Genomic DNA, 23,156 nt, shown 5'->3' on the forward strand with positions numbered 1-23,156 from the left:
ATGAAAATGATAGACAAGATAAAAGAATATATTGGTGAAGCACAAGCTTTCTCAACTCAAAATGCTGCTGATTTAGAAACATTCCGAATCAAATTTTTAGGAAGCAAAGGACTTTTGAAGGAGCTTTTCGCCGAATTTAAAAATGTTCCTAACGACCAAAAAAAGGAATTTGGACAAGTAATTAACTTGCTTAAAACTTCTGCTGAGGAAAAAGTAAAATCCATTCAGGAAGCTTTAGAAAATAAAGAAGAAAGTAAAGGATTTTACGGGGATTTAACCCGTTCTGCGGAACCAATGATTATTGGCTCCCGTCACCCTATTTCATTGGTAAAAAACCAAATTATAGATATTTTTTCAAACATCGGTTTCAATGTTTCTGAAGGTCCAGAAATTGAAGATGATTGGCATAATTTTACCGCATTAAACTTACCAGAATACCATCCGGCACGTGATATGCAAGACACCTTTTTTATTCAAACGAATCCTGACATTTTGTTGCGCACGCACACTTCATCAGTGCAAGTGCGTTATATGGAAAACAATAAACCGCCCATTCGTACTATTTCCCCGGGAAGAGTTTTCCGTAATGAAGCCGTATCGTCTCGTTCTCATTGTATTTTCCACCAAGTGGAAGGATTGTACATCGATAAAGATGTTTCTTTTGCTGATTTAAAGCAAACGCTTTTGTATTTCACCAAAGAGATGTTCGGAAAATCAAAAATACGCCTGAGACCTTCCTATTTTCCATTTACGGAACCAAGTGCCGAAGTTGATATTTATTGGGGTTTAAAAACCGAAACTGATTATAGAATCACCAAAGGAACCGGTTGGTTAGAAATCATGGGTTGCGGAATGGTAGATCCAAATGTTTTGAAAAATTGTGGGATCAATCCTGATGAATACAACGGTTTTGCATTCGGAATGGGAATCGAAAGAATTGCCATGTTACTCTATCAAATTGGCGATATTCGCATGTTTTATGAGAACGACGTTCGTTTCCTTGAGCAATTCAAATCAAGCATATAAAGAGTTATAAATTATATTTTTAGGAGCTATTTCTAGCTATCCGTTGCAATCTTTTTTGAGGCAAAAAGCCTCAAAAAAGGATTTTCACTGCTATCTGGGCTAGGCATTTCGGTTGACAATAAAATTAAGTTTTTGAATACTAAATAGTAATTAATGAGTGAAGAGTTTGCTTCATTCTACAAAACGATATGAAAAAAGACATCATCATCCCCGAAGTAGAAAACGTGTTCCTAGCTGCAGTTCAAGAATGGAGCGACGATTTTATGGAGAAAGTATGGTACGCATATTTGATAAATGACAGTGATTTTCTAATTGAAAGTGTAATGGTGGTTTCCAAAGCTTTTGGAACAATTGAGGGTGAAATGAAAAAAACATCGCTGTTGCGCCATGCTTTTGTAGAATTACCACCCGTATCGCTCGTGAAAATCGAAATGATTGAAAAAAGTGTTTTGGCACTCAACAATGAGTTCATGCTTACCTTTTTCATGGATGGAAAGCTTTACGATAAAAAGTTTACTTTTAAAGCAAATTCAATCAATGAAACTAACGTCGAAGAGGTGCCAATTTTATTCGTTGATGGGGTTATTGTGAGGTAGTTCTGCACCACGTTCTAGTTTATTTTTTTTCTTCCAATTTGAATATCCTACAATAAATATTCCTGCCAAAACAAAATAAAGCGTTCGGAGTAGCTTTTCTTGGGATAAAAAAGCATCTTCAAAAGACATTTCGAATAAATCAATAATGGCAATGGAGCAGGAAACGATTAATCCCCAAACTCCACCATTCTTAATCTGAAATTGCCATCTTTCCCTCATAATAATTTATTTAGTTTGTCTTTTAATTTTGGACTTCCAAGAGGAGTATCCCAAAACAAATATTCCTAATAGAATATAAGCAACTGCTTTAAAATAAAAAAAAGGTTTACTGACTTGATCAATAAAAGAGACCTCTTTAATTTCAAATAAAATCATAAAAACAGTCATAAAAACACCCCATGGCAAACCTGTTTTAATCTGATATTTCCATCTTTCGCTCATAATAGTATTGATATGGGATTAAAATTAGCTTTTTTCCTTAATTTAATCTAGCTGATCCGTTAGTTTCTTAAAAACAGTTTTAGCATCTTTTCCTTCATATAGAATTGTATAAACAGCATCAATAATAGGAGTTTTGGCACCATACGCCTGATTTAGTTTATAAGCGCTTTTCACTGCGTAGTATCCTTCGGCAACCATGCTCATTTCCATCATTGCTGATTTTACAGTATAGCCTTTACCAATCATATTTCCGAACATTCTGTTTCTGGAGAATATAGAATAACCGGTAACCAATAAATCGCCTAAGTAGGCTGAGTCATTAATGTTGCGTTTCATTTTATGCACTTTCTTGATGAATTTTTTCATCTCACGAATCCCATTACTCATCAAAACCGACTGGAAGTTATCCCCGTAGCCTAATCCATGTGCCATACCTGCGGCAATAGCGTAAATGTTTTTTAACATTGCGGCATATTCCGTTCCTATAATGTCATCTGTAATTTTGGTCTTAATATAATTCCCAGATAAATTTTTAGCAACAACCTTAGCTTTATCCGGATCACCACAAGCAATCGTAAGGTAGGAAAGACGCTCCATCGCTACTTCCTCAGCGTGACAAGGACCAGTAATTACACCAATGTTATAGTAAGGAATGTCATACTTTACATGAAAATGCTCGCCCACAATCAAACTTGTTTCAGGAACGATACCTTTTATTGCTGAAAAAATAATTTTATCTTGTAGCGAAACAGTTAGTTTTTCTAGTTCGGCATCTAAAAAAGCTGATGGAATAGCAAATATTATATAATCAGCATATGTTACAGCTTCATTGATATCGTTAGTCAGTTTTAGTTTTGTGGTATCAAATTCAACTGAACTTAAATAATTTGGATTGTGTTTAAAATTTTTAATGTGCTCTATTGCAGCATCGTTGCGCATATACCATGAAATTTCGGTAAGGTTTACACATAACATTTTTGCTATAGCTGTCGCCCAACTTCCACCACCAATTACTGCAAATTTTATATTTTCGGCCATTTTTTTATTGAATTTAATCAAAAGTACTTAAAAAACTATTAATCGAACAAATTAAATTAAAACGTGAAACCCAGTGTTTGCTAGGTTTTGAAATATAATTATAAAACTATTTTGAAGTTAAAAGAATTATTTTTGATTTTAGGTGCAATATAAGGAGGAGTATTTCGTTTTGTCTATAAATAATTTATTTTTTTAACAAAACTTCGAGAATTGATTTAGTTAGTTATATTTTAGAATTTTAAAAGGCGTCTCCATAGATGAAGACGCCTTTTTATTTGATGCTTAGTAAGTGATTTTTGTGCTAAAGTTAGTAACTCATTTCCACAATTGATTTTACCTTTTCTAAAGTAATATTTTGTTTTTCGCCTAAACCTAACCAACCTCTTTCTTTAAAACGATCAACAATAAAATCTGCTGTTTTATCAAAGTCTTTGGTGTAATCAGATAATTTAGTGTCCATTCCCATTGTATGGAAAAATTCAACGGTTTTGTTGATGGCTTCGTTTGCTATTTCATCATCTGTTCCAGTTAAATTGAAAATACGTTTTCCGTATTGTGCCAATTTTCCTTTCTTGGTTTCAAACATTACCCGGTATAAATTTGGACCCACAACTGCCAATGTTCTGGCGTGATCGATTCCGTACAAAGCCGTTAATTCATGCCCAATCATGTGCGTTGCCCAATCCGAAGGAACTCCTTTTTGGATTAATCCATTCAAGGCCATCGTACAACTCCACATAAAGTTAGATGCTAGAGCATAATCTTTAGGATTCTCAACTACTTCTGGACCCACTTGGATTAAAGTTTGAAGAATGCTTTCGGCAATTCTATCTTGAAGATATCCTTCGTGCGGATACGTTAAATATTGTTCCAAAACATGAGTGTAGGCGTCTACAACTCCGTTTTGTAATTGTCTTTTTGGTAAAGATTCAATTACTGTTGGATCGCAGATAGAAAATTTGGGGAACAATGCGCTACCACCAAAGGATAATTTTTCCTGCGTAGATTCAATAGTGACAACTCCGCCAGAATTCATTTCACTACCAGTTGCTGGTAAAGTTAAAACGGTTCCAAAAGGAATAATTTTAGATACATCTTTAGTTAATACTCGTTTTTGAAGAATATCAATAGGGTTTCCGTCAAAATGTACCGCTGCCGAAATGAATTTTACCCCGTCAATTACAGAACCTCCTCCAACGGCAAGGATAAAATCTACTTTTTGCTCTTTGATAATCGCAACTGCTTTCATCAATGTTTCAAAATGCGGATTTGGTTCAATTCCTCCAAATTCTACAATTTCAAAACCTTTTAGATTGTTGATTACTTGCTCATGAATTCCATTTTTGAAAATACTTCCTCCGCCGTAGGCTAAAAGAATTTTTGCTCCTGTTGGCACTAACGTTGATAATTTTTCTATTTGTCCTTTTCCAAAAATTAAATTGGTAGGATTGTATAATTCGAAATTTAACATCTTTTTATTTTTTTGAATTCAATTGGTTCAATAATTTTTCCGCAACTAGTTTAGACGAAGCTGGATTTTGACCTGTTATTAATAAACCATCTTCTACAGCATACGGCTGCCAATCCCCAGTTTTAGAATAGATTGCGCCATTAGCCTGTAAAGCATCTTCTAATAAAAATGGAACTACATTCGTTAATTGCACCGCTTCTTCTTCTGTATTTGAAAATCCAGTTACTTTTTTACCTTTTACTAAAAATTCTCCATTTACTTTTACGTTTTTCAACACTGCTGGTGAATGACATACAAAAGCGACCGGTTTATTATTGGTATAAAAAGCTTCAATTAAAGCGCTTGAATTTGCATCCGTTGCTAAATCCCATAATGGGCCATGACCTCCAGGATAAAAAACAGCATCATAATCCGCTTGTTTTACATCAGATAGTTTGTGAGTTTTACTAAGTTTAGCTTGTAATTCTGTGTCTTTGTCAAATCTTTTAGTGTCTTCAGTAGCCGAAGAGGGATCTGAACTTTTTGGATCAATCGGTGGCTGTCCTCCTAAGGGTGATGCAATATCAATGATCACTCCTTTATCAGCTAACTCATAGTAAGGAGCAGCAAATTCTTCAATCCAAAATCCTGTTTTTTCTCCTGTGTTCCCTAATTCACTATGACTAGTTAGAACGAATAATACTTTTTTCATACCTTTTTTATTTTGTGCAGTTGCTGTAATACAACTTGCGGTTAATGCTATAATGGCAAATAATGCGATTTTTTTCATCTTTAATTTTATTTGTACAAATTTAAGGCGAATATGTTATTAGTAAAAATAATTTAAATTATGTTTGTGATAAATATATTTATATCATGGTTAATCTGGAATGGTACAGAACGTTTAAATCAGTTTATAAAAACGGTAATTTTTCTTTGGCTGCCAAAGAATTATTTATCAGTCAACCTGCTGTTAGTCAGCAAATATCAATGTTGGAAGCCCATGTAGGATATAAACTTTTCAATCGAAAGTCTAAAGGCGTCGAACCAACGGAATACGCTAAGTTACTCAATAATTTAATTATAGAAGCACTAGACCGACTAGAAAATGTGGAAAATGGTTTTCGTGCCAAAGCGTTCAATGCCAATCGATTAATTTCTATTGGAATCTCGAAACATTTGATGAGCAGTTTAGGAAGTGCTTTAATTTCTAAATTTGATTTTATCGATTTTAGCTTTCATGAAAACGATGCGCTTTTTGAATTGGTTGATTCTAAAAAACTTGATTTTGCCGTTGTTACCAAACAATATGACACGTTTGACACCATTCAGAAAAAGGTTGGCGAAATTAAACAAGTGATTGTAGGTTCTAACACTATTGATGCTTCCGAGTTAAAGTCTAGTATTAAAATAAAGGATTTCTCTGCAACGGAACAATGGTTGAACGACCAAAAATGGTTCAGTCACAATGCGCAAATTCCACATATCAAATTATTCTGGTTGCATGTTTTTAATAAAAAAAGACCGTCGATGGTTCCCAATTATATTATTCCATCCGAATATGAAATGCTCGAAATCATTTCGATAAATACAGGAATAGGAGTAGTTTGGGACATAAATGCTAAAAATTTAATCAAAGAAAATAAAATTCAATTGTTGTGGAGCAGCAAGCAAATGCCAACTACGGAAGTATTTGTATTATCCGGTAAAAACGATAATTTGAGTATGATTTTCGAAAATATTCAACAGGAATTGAAAAGGGTTTTGAGATAATTATTTTTTATAAAAGTTATTATGGTCAATATATTTCCAAACTTTTGCAGGCAATAAAGGCTGTACGTTTTTCCCCTTTTTAATGTTATCTCTAATAAATGTTGATGATATTTCAACAACCGGAGCGTCAATCATGTGGATTTTTGGACCGAATTTTTGTAAAATTTTTAAATCCAAATTGTCCGTATTGGTTGAAATTTTTTCTTCAGCAGAACCTTTGGTTTCGAGCCTTGGATAAACGAAAACATCATGATTTTCTAGGATCACTTCGTAGTTTTTCCATTTGTGCAACGATTTTAAATTGTCTTCTCCCATAATTAAAGAGAACTCATATTTTGGATATTTCTCTTCTAAATGAACCAAAGTATTTACCGTGTAATTAGGTTGCGATAATTTAAACTCAATATCCGAAGGCTTGATTTTTGGAAAATCTTCGGTGGCAAGATGCACCATTTGCAACCGATGGTAATCATCAAGCAAAGTACTTTTTTTCTTTAAAGGATTGTGTGGCGTAACCACCATCCAGATTTGGTCTAAATCAGCATGCTCCGCCATGTGATTGGCAATAATAAGATGCCCAACATGAATGGGATTAAACGTTCCGAAATAGAGTCCTATTTTCATTAATTTAAAGATTTAAAAATTAAATGATTTAAAGATTAGAAATAACTTTGAATTTTTCAATTCTTTAATTTTTCAATCTATTAATCCTTAACAAAATTCTTTACCAATTGATACGCTTCTTCAAGAGCAATAGGCAAATCGTAGTTTTTTATAATCACATCAAATTGCGGTGCTGTTGCCAGTTCTACAGAAGCTTTTGCAATACGCATATTAATTTTGTCATCACTTTCGGTGGAACGTTCTTTCAATCGTCTTTTCAGTTCATCTACGCTTGGAGGTTTCACGAAAACGGCTAAAGTTTCTTCAGGAAATTTATGCTTGATCCGCAATCCTCCAGATACATCAATATCAAAAATCACATTTTTACCTTTGGCCCAGATGCGTTCCACTTCACTTTTTAGGGTTCCGTAGAAATTATCGCGGTACACTTCTTCCCATTCTACAAAATCTTCAGCTTTAATGTGTTTTTTAAAATCTTCCGTAGACATGAAATAATAATCTTTTCCGTTTACTTCTTCGCCACGAGCTTCACGCGTAGCGGCAGAAATCGAAAATTCAAGATTCAAATCTTCTTTGCTTAATAAATGCCTAACGATAGTAGTTTTCCCTGATCCCGATGGTGCCGAAAAAACGATTAATTTTCCTCCTGTGCTCATTTTATGCTGAATTTATTTCAGTATCTGTTTATCTTTTCCTGCAAGGTTTCTAAAACCGTGTAGGTATGTTATAAAATTAATAAACCTGCAAGGTTAAAAACAGTGCAGGTTGATAATTACAATACGTTTAATACTTGTTCCTTGATTTTTTCCAATTCGTCTTTCATCTGAACGACTAATTTTTGCATTTGTGCGTGATTGGATTTAGAACCCATAGTGTTGATTTCACGTCCCATTTCCTGGGTAATAAAACCTAATTTTCTACCATTGGCTTCCGTTCCGTTGATGGTTTCCAGGAAATAATCCAAATGATTCGTTAAACGTACTTTTTCTTCGGTGATGTCTAATTTCTCTAAATAATAAATCAATTCCTGCTCGAAACGATTTTCATCTACATTCACTTTCAATTCTGAGATTGCAGTTTGCAAACGGTCTTTTATAGCCTGAACGCGTTCTGGATCAAGTGCCAAAGCTTCGGTCATGTATTGACGAATGTTGCCAATTCGCAATTGAAATTCTTTTTCAAGAGACATTCCTTCATCTCTTCTAAAGTTCAGGATGTTTTGCAGCGCTTCTTCGATAACAGTTTGGATTTGTACCCAGTCGTTTTCATCGATTTCGTCACGTTCTATTTTCATGGTGTCTGGCATACGAACGGCCATTTTCATGAGCTCGGTTTCATCAGCATCAGCATATACTTCTCTCAATTGATTGATGTAGGCTCTTACAATCGGCACGTTCACTTTCGTAGAAGTTTGTTCTGCGGTACTTTCGATAAAAATAGAAAAATCTACTTTTCCTCTTTCCAGTTTTAGTGCAATTTGGTTGCGTAAACCCAATTCCATTTCGCGGTACAGCGAAGGCATTCTCACATTCAAATCCAAACCTTTACTGTTTAAAGATTTTACTTCTACCGTGATTTTTTTGGTTGGTAATTGCAAAGTCGCTTTACCAAAACCCGTCATTGATTGTATCATATAGTTGTATAAAAAAGGTCAAAGATAATAAAAAAGTGGTCAGTTTTCAGTCTCAGCTTTAAGTTGGGGAATAGTTCAAATCACATTTATTTACACAGGATGATTCTTAAATGGCTTATATGGTTAAAAAGCATAGTAAAGTAGTAAAATATTTTCGAACTCGATTTCAGTTTAACACTGAGACTAGAAACTGAGACTGAAAACTAATTTTTTTTCTGCGTTACCAAATAGACACCCACAAATATCAAAACTGCAGAACCAATTTTCACCAAACTCAATTCGTCTTTTCCTAAACCAATTGCGAAAATAGTCGCGAATACAGGTTGTAAATAAATAAAAACGGCCACCGTGGTTGGTTTTAATTCTTTCATCGAAAGCAAATTCAACAAATACGTCAGGAAAGTCGAAAAAACCACGACAAACCCTATTTTCCAGCAAATATCCATTGGGACTAAAGCCCAGTTCACAGTTTGAAATTGGCTCCAGCCAAAAGGCAAAACCATGATAAAACCGAACAAATAAATCCATTTTACAAACGTAAACGCATTGTATTTATCCATTAATTTCTTGACGATAATCAGATAAAATCCATAGGAAATAGCATTTACCAAAACCAGAAAATTTCCTAATCCGGCGTTTGTGGCGCTGCCAATGGATTTTCCGTAAAGAATAAGAAAAGCAGTTCCTATTAAACCCAGAACAATCCCAAAAACCATTCGTTTTTGCATGCGTTCCTTCATGATAATGGCCGAAAGCGTCAAAACAATCATTGGTGTCGAAACCATGATTACCGCTGCGCTAATAGGAGAAGTAAGGCTTAATCCTTTGAAAAACGTAAGCATATTAAGGGCCACACCAAAGAAAGCTGCGGTAACAATTCGGGGGAAATCATTAAGTGCAATTTTTTCCTTTGGCATAAAAAGCCAAACTAGCCAGAACAAAATCACTGAACCGCCTACGCGTAACAAGATGAAACCAAAGGCGTCAATGTACAACGGCATGACATCTTTGGCGATTGTAAACGTGACGCCGTAAATTATGGAAACAATTGTGGCGCCAATTAGTGCAAGATTTCTTTTGGACATTATGCCAACGCTTTCATTACTTGCAACATATTTTGTTGGGTATTGCCAATGTAGATTTTGTCTTTTATAATAAAGACGGGACGGCTCAAAAACGTGTAATGTTCCAGAATATATTTTTTATAATCCTCTTCAGTCAAGGATTTATTTTTTAAATCCATCGATTTATAGAGCACTGCTTTTTTGCTAAACAAAGCTTCGTAACTTCCGGAAAGTTCCCGCATTTTTTCTAATTCGGCAACAGTAATTGGATCTTGTTTGATGTCATGAAATTTAAAATCATGATCTTTCGGTAATGATTTTATGATTTTTCTGCAGGTGTCGCAAGAAGCGAGATAGTATATTATGTCCATGTAAATAGCGATTTCTTTGTGCAAAGAAAATTCATTTAACACGGAAAATGATTATTTTTATCAAAAAAATAAAAAAATGAATCAATTATTCGACGTCAGCACTACAAGCAGAAATATGGTTTCAAAATTTCTATCGGGATACAACCTGGACCAACTCAACACGATTCCGGAAGGATTCAGCAATAATTTGATTTGGAACATCGGACATATAATCGTGTCGCAACAACTATTGGTTTACAAGCTTTCGGGCTTACCTATGTTGGTTTCTGATGAATTAGTCGAGAAATACAAAAAGGGAACCAAGCCGGAACACATCGTAACCCAAGCCGAAGTAGACGAAATCAAATCGTTGTTGTTTGAAACTATACAACAAACGAAAGTAGATTATGACAATCAAATTTTCAAAACCTACATGGAATATACCACTTCAACTGGCGACCACGTTTTAAGAAATGCCGAGGATGCCATGGCTTTCAGTAATTTCCATGAAGGGCTTCACATTGGTATTATGATGAATATCCGAAAATTTATTTAGGATTATTTCTAAGAATATTGAGAGCTTAATCCCGCTATTCGCTTCTATCTTTTCCTTTTTAAAGAAAAAAAGAAAAGGATATCCGCTTCTATCGGGGCTAGGGAATCGTCAGAGGTAATGCTCCCAGAAACACAGAAGAATATGCAAAAATTTTCAATTTATATAAAATCTAATAAGTTCTATTGGACTGCTGAAATTAAAACATATTCTTTTATTTTATTTTGCTGTGCACTTATGCTTGTAAAACAAAAATTTTTAAATATTGAGGAAAACTATATAGATAAATTATTTGGTTGGTTTGCAGTTTGTGGATTTATTTTCGCATTAATTTTAAAGCTCTACAACTTAAATAAAATTGAACCACTCAGAGGTAAACTTGAAGGATTCATATCTTTTGAAAAAGAATCAATTACTGTTGGCAAAGAAATTTATCAAATAGAAACCATCCGTAATATTAAAATATCGAATGATGATTACATCGGAAAGTTAGTTAATTTTACTAAAGGTAATCTAGGTCCAGCACTTTCTAACGGTATTAATAATTCAATAATATTTTTTTTAGAATCTAATCAATCAAGAAAATATCAGTTTGAGTTAATTCATTCAGATGATTTTCAGAAAGTACGACACGAATTAATTAATTATCATATTTATGGTAAAATAGAATTTGATGAACTAGCAAATGTACTTGGAGAAAAAAGCAGAAGTGAAACTGCAGAATTGAAACTCGAAATTGAAAATAAAGCAAAATCGCTAACCGCTGTTTTGAGCTAGTTGGAGTTTAGTAGAATTGCCGTTTCGCTTCAAGTTTTCGTTAAGCGGAAAATTGAGCGGTTACGAATTTCCAGCTATCTCAAAGTAGCAAAACGTTAAAAAACACTATTTGGTCTTTAAAAAAACATTTCATTTTTTAAAGACCATTTATTATTTAACCGCCAAATAATCATTTACTTCAGTGTACGGCAATAATAATTCTTTTGGTCCATCAGCATACGATGCGGCTTCATAGGAATTGTAATAAAGCAGCAATCCTTTATCGGTGTAAAAAATATTTTGAGGCAATTGGAATTTTTCTTTTTCAAACATTAATCCGGTTGCATTGATTGATTTGTTTGCAGGGATTTTATATTTTGCTCTGAATTTTTTTTCGGCGAAAGCCTTGAAAGTAGCTTTGTCATTGAATAATTCGTCATTTGAGATCGACTTGCCTGTACTTGGATCAAACAGCAAAGAGCGCAAACCTTGGTATCCATGAGCACCACCGGTGTAGGTGTAATGTTTGATTTCAATATTCAATACAGCATCGGATTGGTATTTTACGCTCCCTTGAATGTCAGCTTCCCAACCAAATTTGTCCTCTGGAAAATCTTTCTGAAGTTTTTCGTAGGAACCAATAAATGAATGTAATAACCCATTATAATCCTTGGCGGTATAGGGTTTTTCACCAAAATAAATAATCTCTTTTAATACTGAAAACACTTTTTTGTTAATGCTGTCTGCCACGATTGGGACGGCATTTGCAACAGGTATTTTTACACTAATTGAGGGGCAATCTTCTTTACAAGGCAAACTTGTCGTTTTTTGAAAAGATTCTTCTTCAAAAACCAATTCATTAGAACATTGAGCTACCGAAAAAAGAAGTAAAGTGTAAATAATGATGTGTTTCATCTCAAAATTGTTAATTAAATACAAAGGTATCACTTGTGGCTTGGTTAAAATAAATTAAAGGGTAAATTTGTAGAACAATTTTTTAGTTGAAAATCCAATCTATGAAATTGTCATTACTAATTTTGCGGAATCGAGCCCCTTTAAACAAATGGGCAATTCGATAATTCACCGCTAAAAATAAATTTTACCTTTATGAAATTCAATACTAAAGTTATTCATGGTGGACAGCACCATGATCCAAGCACAGGAGCTGTCATGCCTCCTGTATATCAAACATCAACATTTGTTCAAACTAGTCCGGGGCAACCGATAAATCCCAATTATGAATACAGTAGAGCAGCAAATCCAACTAGAAGTGCCCTTGAAAATGCTCTGGCGAGTATTGAAAACGGAACTCGAGGATTGGCTTTTTCATCAGGATTAGCAGCCACAGATTGTGTTTTGCGTTCTTTCAAAGCAGGGGACGAAATAATTGCTATGGATGATTTATATGGTGGAACCTACAGAATGTTTACCCGTATTTATAAAGACTCTGGAATAAAATTCCATTTTGTAGACATGAATGATTTGGATAAATTCAAGTCTTTAATCAACGAAAATACAAAGTTGGTTTGGGTAGAAACGCCAACAAACCCTTTGATGAAACTAGCTGATATTCAGGAAATCGCAAAAATCACTAAGGAAAAGAAAATCCTTTTTGCGGTTGATAATACTTTTGCTACACCGTATTTGCAAAAACCATTAGATTTAGGTGCTGATATTGTAATGCACTCGGCGACTAAGTATTTAGGAGGCCATTCTGATGTTATTGCTGGCGCTTTGATTGTAAAAGATGAAGCACTTGGAGAACAATTGCATTTTCAACAATTTGCGACAGGAGCAACATTAGGACCAATGGATAGTTTTTTAGTGCTTAGAGGAATTAAAACCTTGCATTTACGAGTGCAAAGACATTGTGAAAATGGTGGAAAAGTGGTGGAGTTTCTAAACAATCATCCAAAAGTGAAAACCGTGTATTACCCGGGATTACCGAGTCATCCGTATCATGAAATTGCTAAAAAGCAAATGAGTGGTTTTGGAGGAATGGTGTCATTTACTTTTGTGTCGGGCAAAAAAGAAGATGCAATTGACTTTCTGGAAAAACTAAAAGTTTTCACACTGGCTGAATCTTTAGGCGGAGTGGAATCTTTAGCAAATCATCCGGCTTTGATGACACATGCTTCCATTCCGGAAGACAAGCGTAAGGAAGTTGGAATTACAGATGATTTGGTTCGATTAAGTGTTGGTATTGAAGATGCTGAAGATTTAATCGAAGATTTGAAACAAGCATTAGCGTAACTGAATATCTTTCAAAGAAAAGCTCCAATGCTAATCCTGACACTTCGGGATTAGCATTGGAGCTTTTCTTTTTTTAACGATTATTAAACACTATTGCAAGTAATAAATATAGCCTACATTAAACCAAACCAACCAGTCATTTGCTTTGTTTTCTTTGTAAATCTCAGGATTGGGATTTAAACCGTCAACCCAGTTCGAAAAGAAATATTGAAACCTTAAGTCGACCATTAAATCCGATAAAGGCGCTAATTTATAACGGGTTCCTACACTGGAAACAACGGACCAAACGGTACCGCTCTCCGTAGAAAATCCATAGGGACGACCGTCTGTTGGAGTTAGATATTTTGGAAACGTTGTCAAAGGAGTTCCTAACGGGCCAAGCGTGGAGGATGCTTCGGCATTGTAATAGCTAAATTGCCCGCCAAGACTCATAAATGGACCTAAACTGCCTGTTCTAGCTGTGAAATCACGAATGCTCCATGGGAAAAATTCCAATTGCATTCCTAAATTTGTTACCGCTGTGCTTCCGGTCATAGCTTTTAATTGCTCTTTTCCGAGTGAAGGTTTTCCTTCTACGTATTCTCCAAAATGGTGTAATTCGGTTTTATTATAGGATAGCTCCGATCTAAGTTTAAAATGGTCATTGAAGTAGGTTTCAGGCGTATAGCAATTACAGTCGGCTTTATAGGAAAAGTTTAAATAATGTATCAGTCCAATACCTATTCCCGTATTTCCGGCGTTAGTTGACAAGTCATAACGCTCTCCATAATCAGATTGAAAAGCAACCGGCCCTGTAATTACTCCAACTTCATGCGAAAACCCGCCGAATTGAGCATGTGAATTAGTAGAAAACCCAATAAAGATTAGTAAAAGTGGTATTATCTGTTTGATCATTAGGGATAAAATTTTCAAATCCCGACAAATATATAAAAACCTCATCCATTAATTAACCAAAATAAAAATTAAAAATAAGCAGACAAAATCGTATTTACTTACGAAAGTGGTGGTATTGAGCTTTAAAACGGTATAACTTAAATAGAATTGTTTGTGAATGGATAATAAAAAGATAATTCTATTGATAAATAAAAAAAACTGGGGCTGAATATTTTTATAAAATGTATCTTTGTGCAGTATAACGAAATCGTTTTCTTAATTAATAATTTATAATCTATGTTACTAAAAGTAAATGATTTTATGGCTCAAGTTGAAGCCAAGAATCCAAATGAACCTGAATTTATTCAAGCTGTTAGGGAATTTGCAGAAACTGTAATTCCATTTATTGCAGAGCAAAAAAAATACGACGGAAAAAACTTACTACTAAGAATAACTGAGCCAGAACGGTCAATTATATTTCGTGTTCCATGGGTAGACGATATGGGCGAAATCCAGGTTAATAGAGGTTTCAGGATTCAAATGAACTCTGCAATTGGGCCTTATAAAGGCGGAATTCGTTTTCACCATACCGTTAATTTATCGGTACTTAAATTTTTAGCATTCGAACAAGTATTCAAAAATAGTTTGACCACTTTGCCAATGGGCGGAGGAAAAGGAGGATCTGATTTTGATCCACAAGGAAAATCTGATGGGGAAGTAATGCGTTTCTGTCAGTCTTTCATGACAGAATTGTGCAGACATATTGGTCCGCAATTAGACGTTCCAGCCGGAGATATCGGAGTGGGAGCAAGAGAAATTGGGTATTTATTTGGTCAATACAAAAGAATAAAAAACGAATTTACTGGAGTTTTAACAGGTAAAGGGTTGGCATACGGAGGTTCCTTAATTAGACCGGAAGCTACAGGATACGGCGTTGTTTATTTTGCAGAACAAATGTTAAAAACTATTGGTCAAAGTATTAATGGCAAAACCGTTGCTATTTCTGGATTTGGAAATGTAGCTTGGGGAGTAGCGTTGAAAGTCAATGATCTTGGAGGAAAAGTAGTTACTATTTCAGGGCCTGATGGTTATATTTATGACGAAGAAGGAATTTCTGGTGATAAAATTGATTTCATGCTTGAAATGAGAGCCAGAGGTGACAATAGAGCCGAAGCTTATTTAGAAAAATATCCAAAAGCAGTTTTTCACAGAGGGAAAAGCGTTTGGGAAGTTAAAGTAGATATTGCAATTCCTTGTGCAACTCAAAACGAGTTAAATGAAGAAGATGCTATTAACTTAATTACAAACGGTGTTATTTGTGTAACTGAAGCTGCAAATATGCCTTGTACGTTAGAAGCTATCAAACAATTCTTGAATGCTAAAGTGCTTTTTGCACCAGGTAAAGCAGCAAATGCCGGTGGTGTAGCAGCTTCAGGATTAGAGATGACTCAAAACTCGATTCGTTTGAACTGGACTAGCGAAGAAGTGGATGGTAGATTAAAAGAAATCATGGTTGGAATCCACAATCAATGTAAGAAATACGGTACAGACGAGGAAGGATATGTGAACTATGTAAAAGGGGCAAATATTGCAGGATTTGTAAAAGTGGCTGACGCTATGTTAGCGCAAGGAGTGGTGTAAATCAACAGTTTTTATAATTTTAAATGCCTTCTGCCAATGTAATTGGTGGAAGGCATTTTTTTTATGTAACAAAATGCTAAGACTTTCGTTTGTTCTATATTTGTAAACTAATATTTATGCAAATAATGAAAAAGAACGTATTCTATCTTTTACTTCTACTTTCTACGCAAATAGGGTTTTCCCAAAATAATTTGTTGTGGCAGGGTTATTTCTCCTACAACGAAATTAAAGATGTCACAGAATCTGAGACTGCAGTTTTTGCCGCATCTGAAAATGCATTATTTTCTAAAAATACAATAACAAGCGGGATTAAAACAACGAATACTATTGATGGACTTTCAGGACAAACCATTTCTGCGGTATATCACAGCGTGAAATTCAATAAAACAATTGTGGGTTATGAAAATGGATTGATAATAGTTATTAATGAATTGGATGGTAGCCTATTGAATGTAGTCGATATTATCAGCAAGCAACTTCCATCAAATATAAAAAAAATCAATCACTTCATGGAATTTGAAGGCATTGCTTATATTTCTTGTGACTTTGGGATTGTTCAATTCAATCTCAATACGCTGCAATTTGGCGACACTTATTTTATAGGCGATAATGGTGCCGAAATAATAGTAAATCAAACCACGCTATTTAATGGGTTTATTTATGCTGCTACTACCCAGGGAATAAGGAGAGCGTCTATTACTAATGTAAATTTAATTGATTTTAATCAGTGGACAGTCATAGCAACAGGAGGCTGGTCTAGCACAACCACTTTTGGTACAGATTTGTATGCCATAAATAATTTTGGATTCATTCATAGATTTAATTCGGTTTCTAGTTCTTTCAGTGGAATTATCCAGCTCTCTGAGCCTGCATTAGACCTAAGAGCAACAGCAGGATATTTGATTGTAACAACTTTGAATAGCATCTATATTTACAACAGTCAAATGGCCTTAATGCGTCAGATAAATACAGGCCAAATTTCGGAAAGTAATGTGGCATTCACTTGTTCCACCATAGTCGGGGATACTATTTTTATTGGGACAAAAGAAAACGGATTGATTACAGCATCACTTTCTTTAGCTTCAAGTTTTGAGAACACAACGCCTATTGGTCCTTCGAGAAACAACATATTTGCTCTTCAAGCTACACCTAACGTCCTTTGGGCAGTATATGGAGATTATTCAGCTGATTATAATCCCTATCCTTTGAATAGTTATGGAGTGAGTAAGTTGAACGAAAGCGGATGGTTGAATATTCCCTATGAAAAAGTTTTTGGTGCACAATCGATTACCAGAATTACAATAAATCCAAGTGATGAAAACCAAGTGTACGCTAGTTCTTTTTTTTCGGGATTATTAAAAATTGAAAATGATGAACCTAAAATTTTGTATAACCAAACTAATAGCGGTTTAGAGTCTTTGACGTTTGTAGGTCCCAATTATATTGATATAAGAGTGAATGGAACCGTGTTTGATAAATCTGGGAATCTCTGGGTTACTACCAGCCGTATAAAAAATGGACTGAAAGTATTGAAAACAAATGGACAATGGCAGAGCTATGCAATGGACGTTATTCTAGAATCAGCCATAGATAATAATTTTGGGACAATCGCCATCGATAAAAATGGAACAAAATGGCTCTCTACTAGTGGAGATGGCGTTATTGGTTTTAATGAAAGTACTTCTAAATTCAAGAAAATAACAACAGGTCCAGATGCTGGAAATTTACCGATATCTAATGTCAGAACAGTTGCGGTAGATGCCAGAAACCAACTGTGGATAGGAACTACAAAGGGATTACGGGTTTTATCCAATGTAGGGAGTTTTCAATTGGAAGATCAAATGACCGCTAATCCAATAATTATTTTAGAGGATAATCTAGCTCAAGAATTATTATACGAACAGTTCATTACTGACATCGCTGTAGATGGAGCCAATAACAAGTGGATAGGCACCGCTGACTCAGGGTTATTTTTAGTTTCACTAAACGGACAGGAAACGAAATACCATTTTACGATAAATAATTCTCCTTTGCCCAGTAATGTTATCAATGATATTGATATCAACAGTACCACCGGAGAAGTTTTTATTGCAACTGCTAAAGGTTTGGTTTCCTTTAAAGGCACTGCAACTTCGGCAAATGATGATTTAAGTAATGCATATGTGTATCCAAATCCAGTAAGGCCCGAGTATTCAGGGACCGTTAAGATTGCAGGTTTAATAGATAGAGCGAATGTTAAGATCACGGATATTGGAGGAAATCTAGTTTATGAAACTACTTCGCAAGGAGGTACAATAGAATGGGATACTACGGCTTTTGGTAAATACAAAGTTGCTTCCGGTGTGTATATGATTTTTATTTCGGCGCAAGACGGAGTAGAAACCAAAGTTAAAAAAGTAATGATAATCAGATAATTTATAAGAGTGAATTAATTTTTTATTCTTTAAATTTTTCAATCTTTGAAATTAAAATTGTGCAAGTCAAAACCAAAGCTATCGTCATTTCGTCTTTAAAATTTCAAGAAAAAAGCTTGATTGTCAAATGCTTCACGCTGTCGCATGGTTTGAAATCTTATTTTGTTCGGGACGCTTTTTCGAGTCGAAAAGCCAATCAAAAAATCGCTTACTTCCAGCCGTTGACGATAATCGAAATAGAAGCCGTTCATAAAAATAAAGGCACTTTGGAAAATTTCAAAGAGATAAAAATTGCCTCGGCTTTTCACTCGATTCATTCGGATATTTATAAGAGTACGATTGTGATGTTTATCTCCGAAATGTTGCACCATTCCATCCACGAAGAAGAGACAAATGAAGCACTTTTTAATTTTCTTGAAGCCGCTTTAAATTGGTTAGACAACCATGACGAAATTGCTAATTTTCATTTAATTTTATTGTTAGAAACTACAAAATATTTAGGTTTTTACCCTGATACCTCGGACATAGATATGCCTTTTTTCGAAATGAACGAAGGTATTTTTACGCCTTTCCACGCAATCAGTTCACTTACGGAGCATGAAAGCAATTTGTTTAAAAAACTGATCGATTTGAAATTCGATAACAATCAAAAAATATTTCATGTCATAGAAAGGCAAATTGTTTTACGAATTCTAATAGATTACTACAGTTTTCATTTGGATGGTTTTAAAAAACCAAAATCATTAGACGTTTTGAAAGAGGTTTTTAGTTAAAAGTGAATATTTTCTTGTATGTCATTTTTTTTTTAGTTATTTCGTATGTATAACCTTAAAAAATTATACAAAATGAAAAATTTTATCTTTTCTTTAGCATTTTTGATAATCGGGAGTTTTGGATTTGCAAATGAAAATGCGAACTCAATCTCTAAAAAAACTAAAAAGGCACATGTTAATTTTAACATAGAAGATGCTAGATTTGGCAATTTATTGGGAACTTGTTATGTAACAGTTACCTTTTATAATGCCGATGGAGAGGTTACGGGTAGCAGATTGCATACTTTTTATAATGTAAATAGTGAATCTGAATGCAGTACTTGGGCAACCGCAGTTAAATTGCATTATATTTCTGCAGCACAATAATTTTATCTAAATATTGGCATCTTTAACGAGGTGCCAATTAATTTTATTAATCATGAAATACTTAGTCATAATTGCATTATTCCTTTTTAAATTTTCTTTTGGACAAAGGAATTTGAAAATAAATTATATCATAAAGTACAATACTGAAATTTATAATGAAAAAAACGGGATTCTTATGTTGGATGTTAAAAGTCAAAAATCTCTTTTTTTAATATCTAAAACTAATTTAAAAAATGAATTACCAAAAGAAGATAATCAAATTAATGTTATTCAAGGAGAGATTGAGCGTTATGTGATAACTGATTTTGTTGTCGACTCATTATTTTTTAAAGAGAAAATTAACAGTGATATTTTAATTGTTTCAGAAAATATTCCAAAGATTAAATGGGTTCTTAATCAAGAAGCTACAAAAGAAATAGATCAATATTTATGTTACAAAGCAACCGCAAATTTTAGAGGAAGAAATTATACAGCGTGGTATTCTTTAGATTTTCCATTGCAATATGGACCATGGAAATTTAATGGATTGCCTGGTTTAATTATGGAGATTTATGATCAAAATAATCGATATTATTGGGGTGTGACAAGTATTGGGTTTACAGATGAAAAAATTGAATTTCCACAAGAAAAAAATCTTCATAAAAAAATTGATTTAAAAGAATATGTTGATTCCCGCTACGAAAAAATAATGGATAACATTGATATTAGATTGCCTAGAGGTACACAAACGCAAACAACCAAACCGAGCCGAAATGGTATTGAAACTAAATTTGAATGGGAAGAATAAATTATTTTATCGCTTTTTTTTCTATTTTTAATTTTTCTGTTTATTCACAAACTAAACTTCTTGGTCAAGTAAGAAATGAATTAGATGAAGAAATTATTTCATCTAGTGTTATTTTAAAAGATAGTAACAATAAAATAATTCTTTACACTTTTACTGACAATGCAGGAAAATATAGTTTAACTACTGATAAAATAGGATCTTTTATTTTAACTGCTAGTTCAGTAGGTTTTGAGCCAAAAACAGTTGAATTTATTATTAATAAAATCAATGAGCCAAAAACTATTGATTTTATATTAATTCCAAAAGTTATAGCTCTAAAAGAAGTTATTTTAAGAACTAAACGTCCTATAATCATAAAAAATGATACCATTATTTTTAATGTAGACTCCTTTAAGCAAGGCAATGAACAAACAGTTGAGGATTTACTCAAAAAAATACCAGGACTAAATATTGATGCAAATGGTACCATAAAAGTAGGTAATCAAGAAGTTGAAAAAGTAATGATTGATGGCGATGATATGTTTGAAAAAGGGTATAAAATCCTTACCAAAAACATGCCTGTCAATCCAATAGAAAACATAGAATTACTACAAAATTATTCCAATAACAAACATTTAAAAGGTATTGAAAACAGCAATAAAGTCGCTTTAAATCTTACGTTAAAAGAAGATTTTAAACGTGTTTGGTTTGGTAATTCATCGCTAGGTTATGGTTTGTTTTCAGAAAACCGCTATGATGTAAAAGCCAATTTAATGAATTTTGGTAAAAAATCTAAATACTACTTTCTCACCAATTTAAACAACGTCGGCTATGATGCAACCGGTGATATTAATCATTTAATTCGACCTTATCGTTTTGATGAACCTGCAAGTGTGGGTGATAATCAATCTGTTAGAACCTTATTAAGTTTAGGTTTTGATACTCCAAATTTAAAACAAAGAAGAGTCAATCTTAACAATGCCGAAATGCTTTCGTTGAATAGTATTTTAACACTTTCTGATAAAGTTAAAGTCAAAATATTAGGCTTTTTAAACACTGACGAAGTTGATTTTTTTAGAAATAGTTTACAATCTTTTTCGGTTGGAAATACGTCATTCAGCAATACAGAAGACTTTGCAGGTAGAAAAACACAGTTTACAGGTTTTGGAAAAGTTGATTTAATCTATGACATTTCAAAAACAAAAACTTTTGAATACTCAGGAAAATTTAATAAAACTAACGATAAGAATAGTAGTAATTTATTGTTTAACAATGATTTATTAAATGAAAGATTAAATTCAAACAACCAACTTTTTGACCAAAAAGTAGTATTTACAAACAGGTTCAAAAATAATAAAGTGTTCTTGATCACAGGCAGGTACATTAACGAAAAAACGCCACAAAGCTATTTAGTTAATCAGTTTATTTTTAACGATTTATTCATTGAAAATGCTAATAGTACCAAACAATTTAGCAAAAACAAAATGCAATTTTCCGGAGTTGAAGTTCATTTGTTAGACAAAAAGAAAAACGGCGATTTGTTAGAAATTAAAATAGGTAATCAATTTCGAGTAGATGATTTAAACACACGATTTGAGCTATTGGATAAGGACAATAATCTGGCTTTTCCAAACGGGTATCAAAACAATTTGACATATACCTCTAATGATTTATATGTATCAGCCAAATATCGTTTTAAGTTAAAGAATTTCACATTACTTACTCAATCTGATTTCCATCAATTATTTAATGCATTAGAAAATTTTAAAGTGAAATTTAGTCAAAATCCGTTTTTCGTTGTTCCAAAAATTGGATTAGATTGGAAGATCAGTGAGAAAAATAAAATGACATCCTCTTATTCATTAAATACCACAAATACTGGAGTTTTAGATGTGTATTCAGGTTTTGTGCAAACCGGATTTCGTTCGTTTTCTAAAGGTTTAGAAGAATTTAATCAACTAAACGCATCTAGTGCTGTTTTGAATTATACCTATGGAAACTGGGGTGACAAGTTTTTTGCCAATTCGTTTATTCTATATTCTAAAAACAATGATTTTTTCAGCTCCAATTCAGTAATCGCTCAAAACTTTTCACAATCTGAAAAAATCATCGTAGATGACAGAGAATTTTTATCAGTTTCATCTGAGTTAGATTACTATGTCAAAAAAGTAAAAAACAACTTTAAAGTTAGTTTTGGGCTAAGTAAAATTAATTTTAAAAATATTGTAAATAATTCTGAGTTACGGGAAGTGAAAAATATAAATTTTGATTATGGTTTTGAATTACGTTCGGGTTTTAGAGGCTTTTTCAATTATCACATTGGTTCAAAATGGACTTATAATCAAGTAAAAACCATTATTAAAAATGATTTTACAAACAATATGACATTCCTTGATTTTTCGTTTGTAATTAATAACAAATTCAATATTCAAGTTCAAACTGAACGTTATTTTTTTGGAAATCTAGAGAATAAAAAAAGTCGATATTATTTCCTAGATGTTGAAGCACGGTATGTTGTAAAAGAAAACAAACTAACATTTATGCTTTCAGGAAACAACTTGTTCAACACAGAAACATTTCGAAATTATAACATTTCTGACATCAACATTTCACAAACTGAATATAAATTAATTCCAAGATATGTATTGTTGAAGATGGAATATCGTTTTTAAAAGCTTAAAAAACCAAAATCGTTGGATGTTTTAAAAGAAGTTTTTTCATAGGAGAAAAAAATTTATTAATAATTTAATTTCGCATTAAAAAGTA

24 protein-coding genes are annotated in these 23,156 nt (G+C 33.4%); 12 read left to right on the forward strand and 12 right to left on the reverse strand.

Annotated features, from left to right (window positions below; all coding sequences use genetic code 11):
- Positions 1 to 6: 6 nt before the first annotated feature.
- Both pheS and BLS90_RS00110 read left to right on the forward strand, forming a co-directional pair.
- Complete coding sequence (gene pheS / locus BLS90_RS00105; RefSeq protein ID WP_091254576.1) at positions 7 to 1,026, forward strand: phenylalanine--tRNA ligase subunit alpha; 1,020 nt, start codon at positions 7 to 9, stop codon at positions 1,024 to 1,026.
- A 188-nt stretch (positions 1,027 to 1,214) separates the two neighbouring features.
- Entirely contained in the window at positions 1,215 to 1,622 is a 408-nt protein-coding gene (locus BLS90_RS00110; RefSeq protein WP_091253496.1) for a hypothetical protein, read from the forward strand.
- Here the strand turns inward: BLS90_RS00110 and BLS90_RS00115 are convergent.
- From BLS90_RS00115 to BLS90_RS00135, 5 genes are all read right to left on the reverse strand, one after another.
- Positions 1,593 to 1,841: a hypothetical protein gene (locus tag BLS90_RS00115; protein WP_091253498.1), complete on the reverse strand. Its 249-nt coding sequence runs from the start codon at positions 1,839 to 1,841 to the stop codon at positions 1,593 to 1,595. The two genes, BLS90_RS00110 and BLS90_RS00115, sit on opposite strands and share 30 nt — an antisense overlap.
- A gap of 6 nt (positions 1,842 to 1,847) precedes the next feature.
- A complete protein-coding gene (locus BLS90_RS00120) occupies positions 1,848 to 2,063 on the reverse strand; it encodes a hypothetical protein (protein ID WP_091253501.1) in 216 nt (71 codons plus the stop codon).
- Positions 2,064 to 2,105: 42 nt separating this feature from the next.
- On the reverse strand, positions 2,106 to 3,101 hold the full coding sequence (locus BLS90_RS00125) for an NAD(P)H-dependent glycerol-3-phosphate dehydrogenase (protein WP_091253505.1): 996 nt from the start codon (positions 3,099 to 3,101) through the stop codon (positions 2,106 to 2,108).
- A 307-nt stretch (positions 3,102 to 3,408) separates the two neighbouring features.
- Positions 3,409 to 4,572, reverse strand: coding sequence for an iron-containing alcohol dehydrogenase (locus tag BLS90_RS00130; RefSeq protein ID WP_091253508.1), 1,164 nt, complete (start codon positions 4,570 to 4,572; stop codon positions 3,409 to 3,411).
- A 4-nt stretch (positions 4,573 to 4,576) separates the two neighbouring features.
- Positions 4,577 to 5,341, reverse strand: coding sequence for a type 1 glutamine amidotransferase domain-containing protein (locus BLS90_RS00135; RefSeq protein WP_175455403.1), 765 nt, complete (start codon positions 5,339 to 5,341; stop codon positions 4,577 to 4,579).
- Positions 5,342 to 5,427: 86 nt separating this feature from the next.
- On the opposite strand from BLS90_RS00135, the gene BLS90_RS00140 reads away from it, so the two are divergent.
- Positions 5,428 to 6,324: a LysR family transcriptional regulator gene (locus tag BLS90_RS00140; RefSeq protein WP_091253511.1), complete on the forward strand. Its 897-nt coding sequence runs from the start codon at positions 5,428 to 5,430 to the stop codon at positions 6,322 to 6,324.
- Here the strand turns inward: BLS90_RS00140 and nadD are convergent, their stop codons facing one another.
- The 5 genes from nadD to BLS90_RS00165 form a co-directional block, all read right to left on the reverse strand.
- Complete coding sequence (nadD, locus tag BLS90_RS00145) at positions 6,325 to 6,948, reverse strand: nicotinate (nicotinamide) nucleotide adenylyltransferase (protein ID WP_091253515.1); 624 nt, start codon at positions 6,946 to 6,948, stop codon at positions 6,325 to 6,327.
- Positions 6,949 to 7,028: 80 nt separating this feature from the next.
- On the reverse strand, positions 7,029 to 7,604 hold the full coding sequence (gmk, locus tag BLS90_RS00150) for a guanylate kinase (protein ID WP_091253518.1): 576 nt from the start codon (positions 7,602 to 7,604) through the stop codon (positions 7,029 to 7,031).
- Between the two features lie 116 nt (positions 7,605 to 7,720).
- Positions 7,721 to 8,581 (reverse strand): YicC/YloC family endoribonuclease, encoded by an 861-nt coding sequence (locus BLS90_RS00155; protein ID WP_091253521.1) that lies wholly within the window; start codon positions 8,579 to 8,581, stop codon positions 7,721 to 7,723.
- 203 nt (positions 8,582 to 8,784) lie between these two features.
- Entirely contained in the window at positions 8,785 to 9,666 is an 882-nt protein-coding gene (locus tag BLS90_RS00160) for a DMT family transporter (protein WP_091253524.1), read from the reverse strand.
- Positions 9,666 to 10,016, reverse strand: coding sequence for an arsenate reductase family protein (locus BLS90_RS00165; RefSeq protein WP_091253527.1), 351 nt, complete (start codon positions 10,014 to 10,016; stop codon positions 9,666 to 9,668). Before BLS90_RS00165 ends, BLS90_RS00160 begins: the two co-directional genes overlap by 1 nt.
- A 76-nt stretch (positions 10,017 to 10,092) precedes the next feature.
- Between BLS90_RS00165 and BLS90_RS00170 the strand changes: the two genes are divergently transcribed.
- A complete protein-coding gene (locus BLS90_RS00170) occupies positions 10,093 to 10,551 on the forward strand; it encodes a DinB family protein (RefSeq protein WP_091254583.1) in 459 nt (152 codons plus the stop codon).
- 141 nt (positions 10,552 to 10,692) lie between these two features.
- On the forward strand, positions 10,693 to 11,325 hold the full coding sequence (locus BLS90_RS00175; protein WP_139171363.1) for a hypothetical protein: 633 nt from the start codon (positions 10,693 to 10,695) through the stop codon (positions 11,323 to 11,325).
- Between the two features lie 150 nt (positions 11,326 to 11,475).
- On the opposite strand, the gene BLS90_RS00180 is transcribed toward BLS90_RS00175, so the two are convergent.
- On the reverse strand, positions 11,476 to 12,219 hold the full coding sequence (locus BLS90_RS00180) for a DUF3298 and DUF4163 domain-containing protein (protein ID WP_091253535.1): 744 nt from the start codon (positions 12,217 to 12,219) through the stop codon (positions 11,476 to 11,478).
- A 192-nt stretch (positions 12,220 to 12,411) separates the two neighbouring features.
- Here BLS90_RS00180 and BLS90_RS00185 point away from each other — a divergent pair, with 192 nt between their 5' ends.
- Positions 12,412 to 13,557 carry a cystathionine gamma-synthase gene (locus tag BLS90_RS00185; protein ID WP_091253538.1) on the forward strand — a complete coding sequence of 382 codons (1,146 nt, stop codon included), beginning with the start codon at positions 12,412 to 12,414 and terminating at the stop codon, positions 13,555 to 13,557.
- Positions 13,558 to 13,647: 90 nt separating this feature from the next.
- Here BLS90_RS00185 and BLS90_RS00190 read toward each other — a convergent pair whose 3' ends face one another.
- Positions 13,648 to 14,451, reverse strand: coding sequence for a THC0290_0291 family protein (locus tag BLS90_RS00190; RefSeq protein ID WP_091253542.1), 804 nt, complete (start codon positions 14,449 to 14,451; stop codon positions 13,648 to 13,650).
- A gap of 276 nt (positions 14,452 to 14,727) precedes the next feature.
- Between BLS90_RS00190 and gdhA the strand changes: the two genes are divergently transcribed.
- The 6 genes from gdhA (at position 14,728) to BLS90_RS00220 (ending at position 23,062) form a co-directional block, all read left to right on the forward strand.
- Positions 14,728 to 16,071 (forward strand): NADP-specific glutamate dehydrogenase, encoded by a 1,344-nt coding sequence (gdhA, locus tag BLS90_RS00195; RefSeq protein ID WP_091253544.1) that lies wholly within the window; start codon positions 14,728 to 14,730, stop codon positions 16,069 to 16,071.
- Between the two features lie 125 nt (positions 16,072 to 16,196).
- Positions 16,197 to 18,485, forward strand: a complete 2,289-nt coding sequence (porZ, locus tag BLS90_RS00200) for a type IX secretion system anionic LPS delivery protein PorZ (protein ID WP_091253547.1) — start codon at positions 16,197 to 16,199, stop codon at positions 18,483 to 18,485.
- 59 nt (positions 18,486 to 18,544) lie between these two features.
- Positions 18,545 to 19,258, forward strand: a complete 714-nt coding sequence (recO, locus tag BLS90_RS00205) for a DNA repair protein RecO (RefSeq protein ID WP_091253553.1) — start codon at positions 18,545 to 18,547, stop codon at positions 19,256 to 19,258.
- Between the two features lie 72 nt (positions 19,259 to 19,330).
- The gene (locus BLS90_RS00210) at positions 19,331 to 19,624 is read left to right on the forward strand and encodes a hypothetical protein (protein ID WP_139171364.1); all 294 of its coding nucleotides are present in this window, start codon (positions 19,331 to 19,333) and stop codon (positions 19,622 to 19,624) included.
- A 52-nt stretch (positions 19,625 to 19,676) separates the two neighbouring features.
- Positions 19,677 to 20,411: a GLPGLI family protein gene (locus BLS90_RS00215; RefSeq protein WP_091253559.1), complete on the forward strand. Its 735-nt coding sequence runs from the start codon at positions 19,677 to 19,679 to the stop codon at positions 20,409 to 20,411.
- Positions 20,399 to 23,062, forward strand: a complete 2,664-nt coding sequence (locus BLS90_RS00220) for a TonB-dependent receptor (protein ID WP_091253562.1) — start codon at positions 20,399 to 20,401, stop codon at positions 23,060 to 23,062. The genes BLS90_RS00215 and BLS90_RS00220 overlap by 13 nt, the downstream gene beginning before the upstream one ends.
- The last annotated feature ends 94 nt before the right edge of the window (positions 23,063 to 23,156 follow it).

This window comes from Flavobacterium omnivorum (assembly GCF_900099915.1).
Taxonomy (GTDB): Bacteria; Bacteroidota; Bacteroidia; order Flavobacteriales; family Flavobacteriaceae; genus Flavobacterium; species Flavobacterium omnivorum.

Excerpts from the sequence above, each read along its gene's own strand:
- pheS (WP_091254576.1), top strand. The coding sequence starts at position 7 with ATGATAGACAAGATAAAAGAATATATTGGTGAAGCACAAGCTTTCTCA.
- BLS90_RS00110 (WP_091253496.1), top strand. The coding sequence starts at position 1,215 with ATGAAAAAAGACATCATCATCCCCGAAGTAGAAAACGTGTTCCTAGCT.
- BLS90_RS00115 (WP_091253498.1), bottom strand. The coding sequence starts at position 1,841 with ATGAGGGAAAGATGGCAATTTCAGATTAAGAATGGTGGAGTTTGGGGA.
- BLS90_RS00120 (WP_091253501.1), bottom strand. The coding sequence starts at position 2,063 with ATGAGCGAAAGATGGAAATATCAGATTAAAACAGGTTTGCCATGGGGT.
- BLS90_RS00125 (WP_091253505.1), bottom strand. The coding sequence starts at position 3,101 with ATGGCCGAAAATATAAAATTTGCAGTAATTGGTGGTGGAAGTTGGGCG.
- BLS90_RS00130 (WP_091253508.1), bottom strand. The coding sequence starts at position 4,572 with ATGTTAAATTTCGAATTATACAATCCTACCAATTTAATTTTTGGAAAA.
- BLS90_RS00135 (WP_175455403.1), bottom strand. The coding sequence starts at position 5,341 with ATGAAAAAAATCGCATTATTTGCCATTATAGCATTAACCGCAAGTTGT.
- BLS90_RS00140 (WP_091253511.1), top strand. The coding sequence starts at position 5,428 with ATGGTTAATCTGGAATGGTACAGAACGTTTAAATCAGTTTATAAAAAC.
- nadD (WP_091253515.1), bottom strand. The coding sequence starts at position 6,948 with ATGAAAATAGGACTCTATTTCGGAACGTTTAATCCCATTCATGTTGGG.
- gmk (WP_091253518.1), bottom strand. The coding sequence starts at position 7,604 with ATGAGCACAGGAGGAAAATTAATCGTTTTTTCGGCACCATCGGGATCA.
- BLS90_RS00155 (WP_091253521.1), bottom strand. The coding sequence starts at position 8,581 with ATGATACAATCAATGACGGGTTTTGGTAAAGCGACTTTGCAATTACCA.
- BLS90_RS00160 (WP_091253524.1), bottom strand. The coding sequence starts at position 9,666 with ATGTCCAAAAGAAATCTTGCACTAATTGGCGCCACAATTGTTTCCATA.
- BLS90_RS00165 (WP_091253527.1), bottom strand. The coding sequence starts at position 10,016 with ATGGACATAATATACTATCTCGCTTCTTGCGACACCTGCAGAAAAATC.
- BLS90_RS00170 (WP_091254583.1), top strand. The coding sequence starts at position 10,093 with ATGAATCAATTATTCGACGTCAGCACTACAAGCAGAAATATGGTTTCA.
- BLS90_RS00175 (WP_139171363.1), top strand. The coding sequence starts at position 10,693 with ATGCAAAAATTTTCAATTTATATAAAATCTAATAAGTTCTATTGGACT.
- BLS90_RS00180 (WP_091253535.1), bottom strand. The coding sequence starts at position 12,219 with ATGAAACACATCATTATTTACACTTTACTTCTTTTTTCGGTAGCTCAA.
- BLS90_RS00185 (WP_091253538.1), top strand. The coding sequence starts at position 12,412 with ATGAAATTCAATACTAAAGTTATTCATGGTGGACAGCACCATGATCCA.
- BLS90_RS00190 (WP_091253542.1), bottom strand. The coding sequence starts at position 14,451 with ATGATCAAACAGATAATACCACTTTTACTAATCTTTATTGGGTTTTCT.
- gdhA (WP_091253544.1), top strand. The coding sequence starts at position 14,728 with ATGTTACTAAAAGTAAATGATTTTATGGCTCAAGTTGAAGCCAAGAAT.
- porZ (WP_091253547.1), top strand. The coding sequence starts at position 16,197 with ATGAAAAAGAACGTATTCTATCTTTTACTTCTACTTTCTACGCAAATA.
- BLS90_RS00210 (WP_139171364.1), top strand. The coding sequence starts at position 19,331 with ATGAAAAATTTTATCTTTTCTTTAGCATTTTTGATAATCGGGAGTTTT.
- BLS90_RS00215 (WP_091253559.1), top strand. The coding sequence starts at position 19,677 with ATGAAATACTTAGTCATAATTGCATTATTCCTTTTTAAATTTTCTTTT.
- BLS90_RS00220 (WP_091253562.1), top strand. The coding sequence starts at position 20,399 with ATGGGAAGAATAAATTATTTTATCGCTTTTTTTTCTATTTTTAATTTT.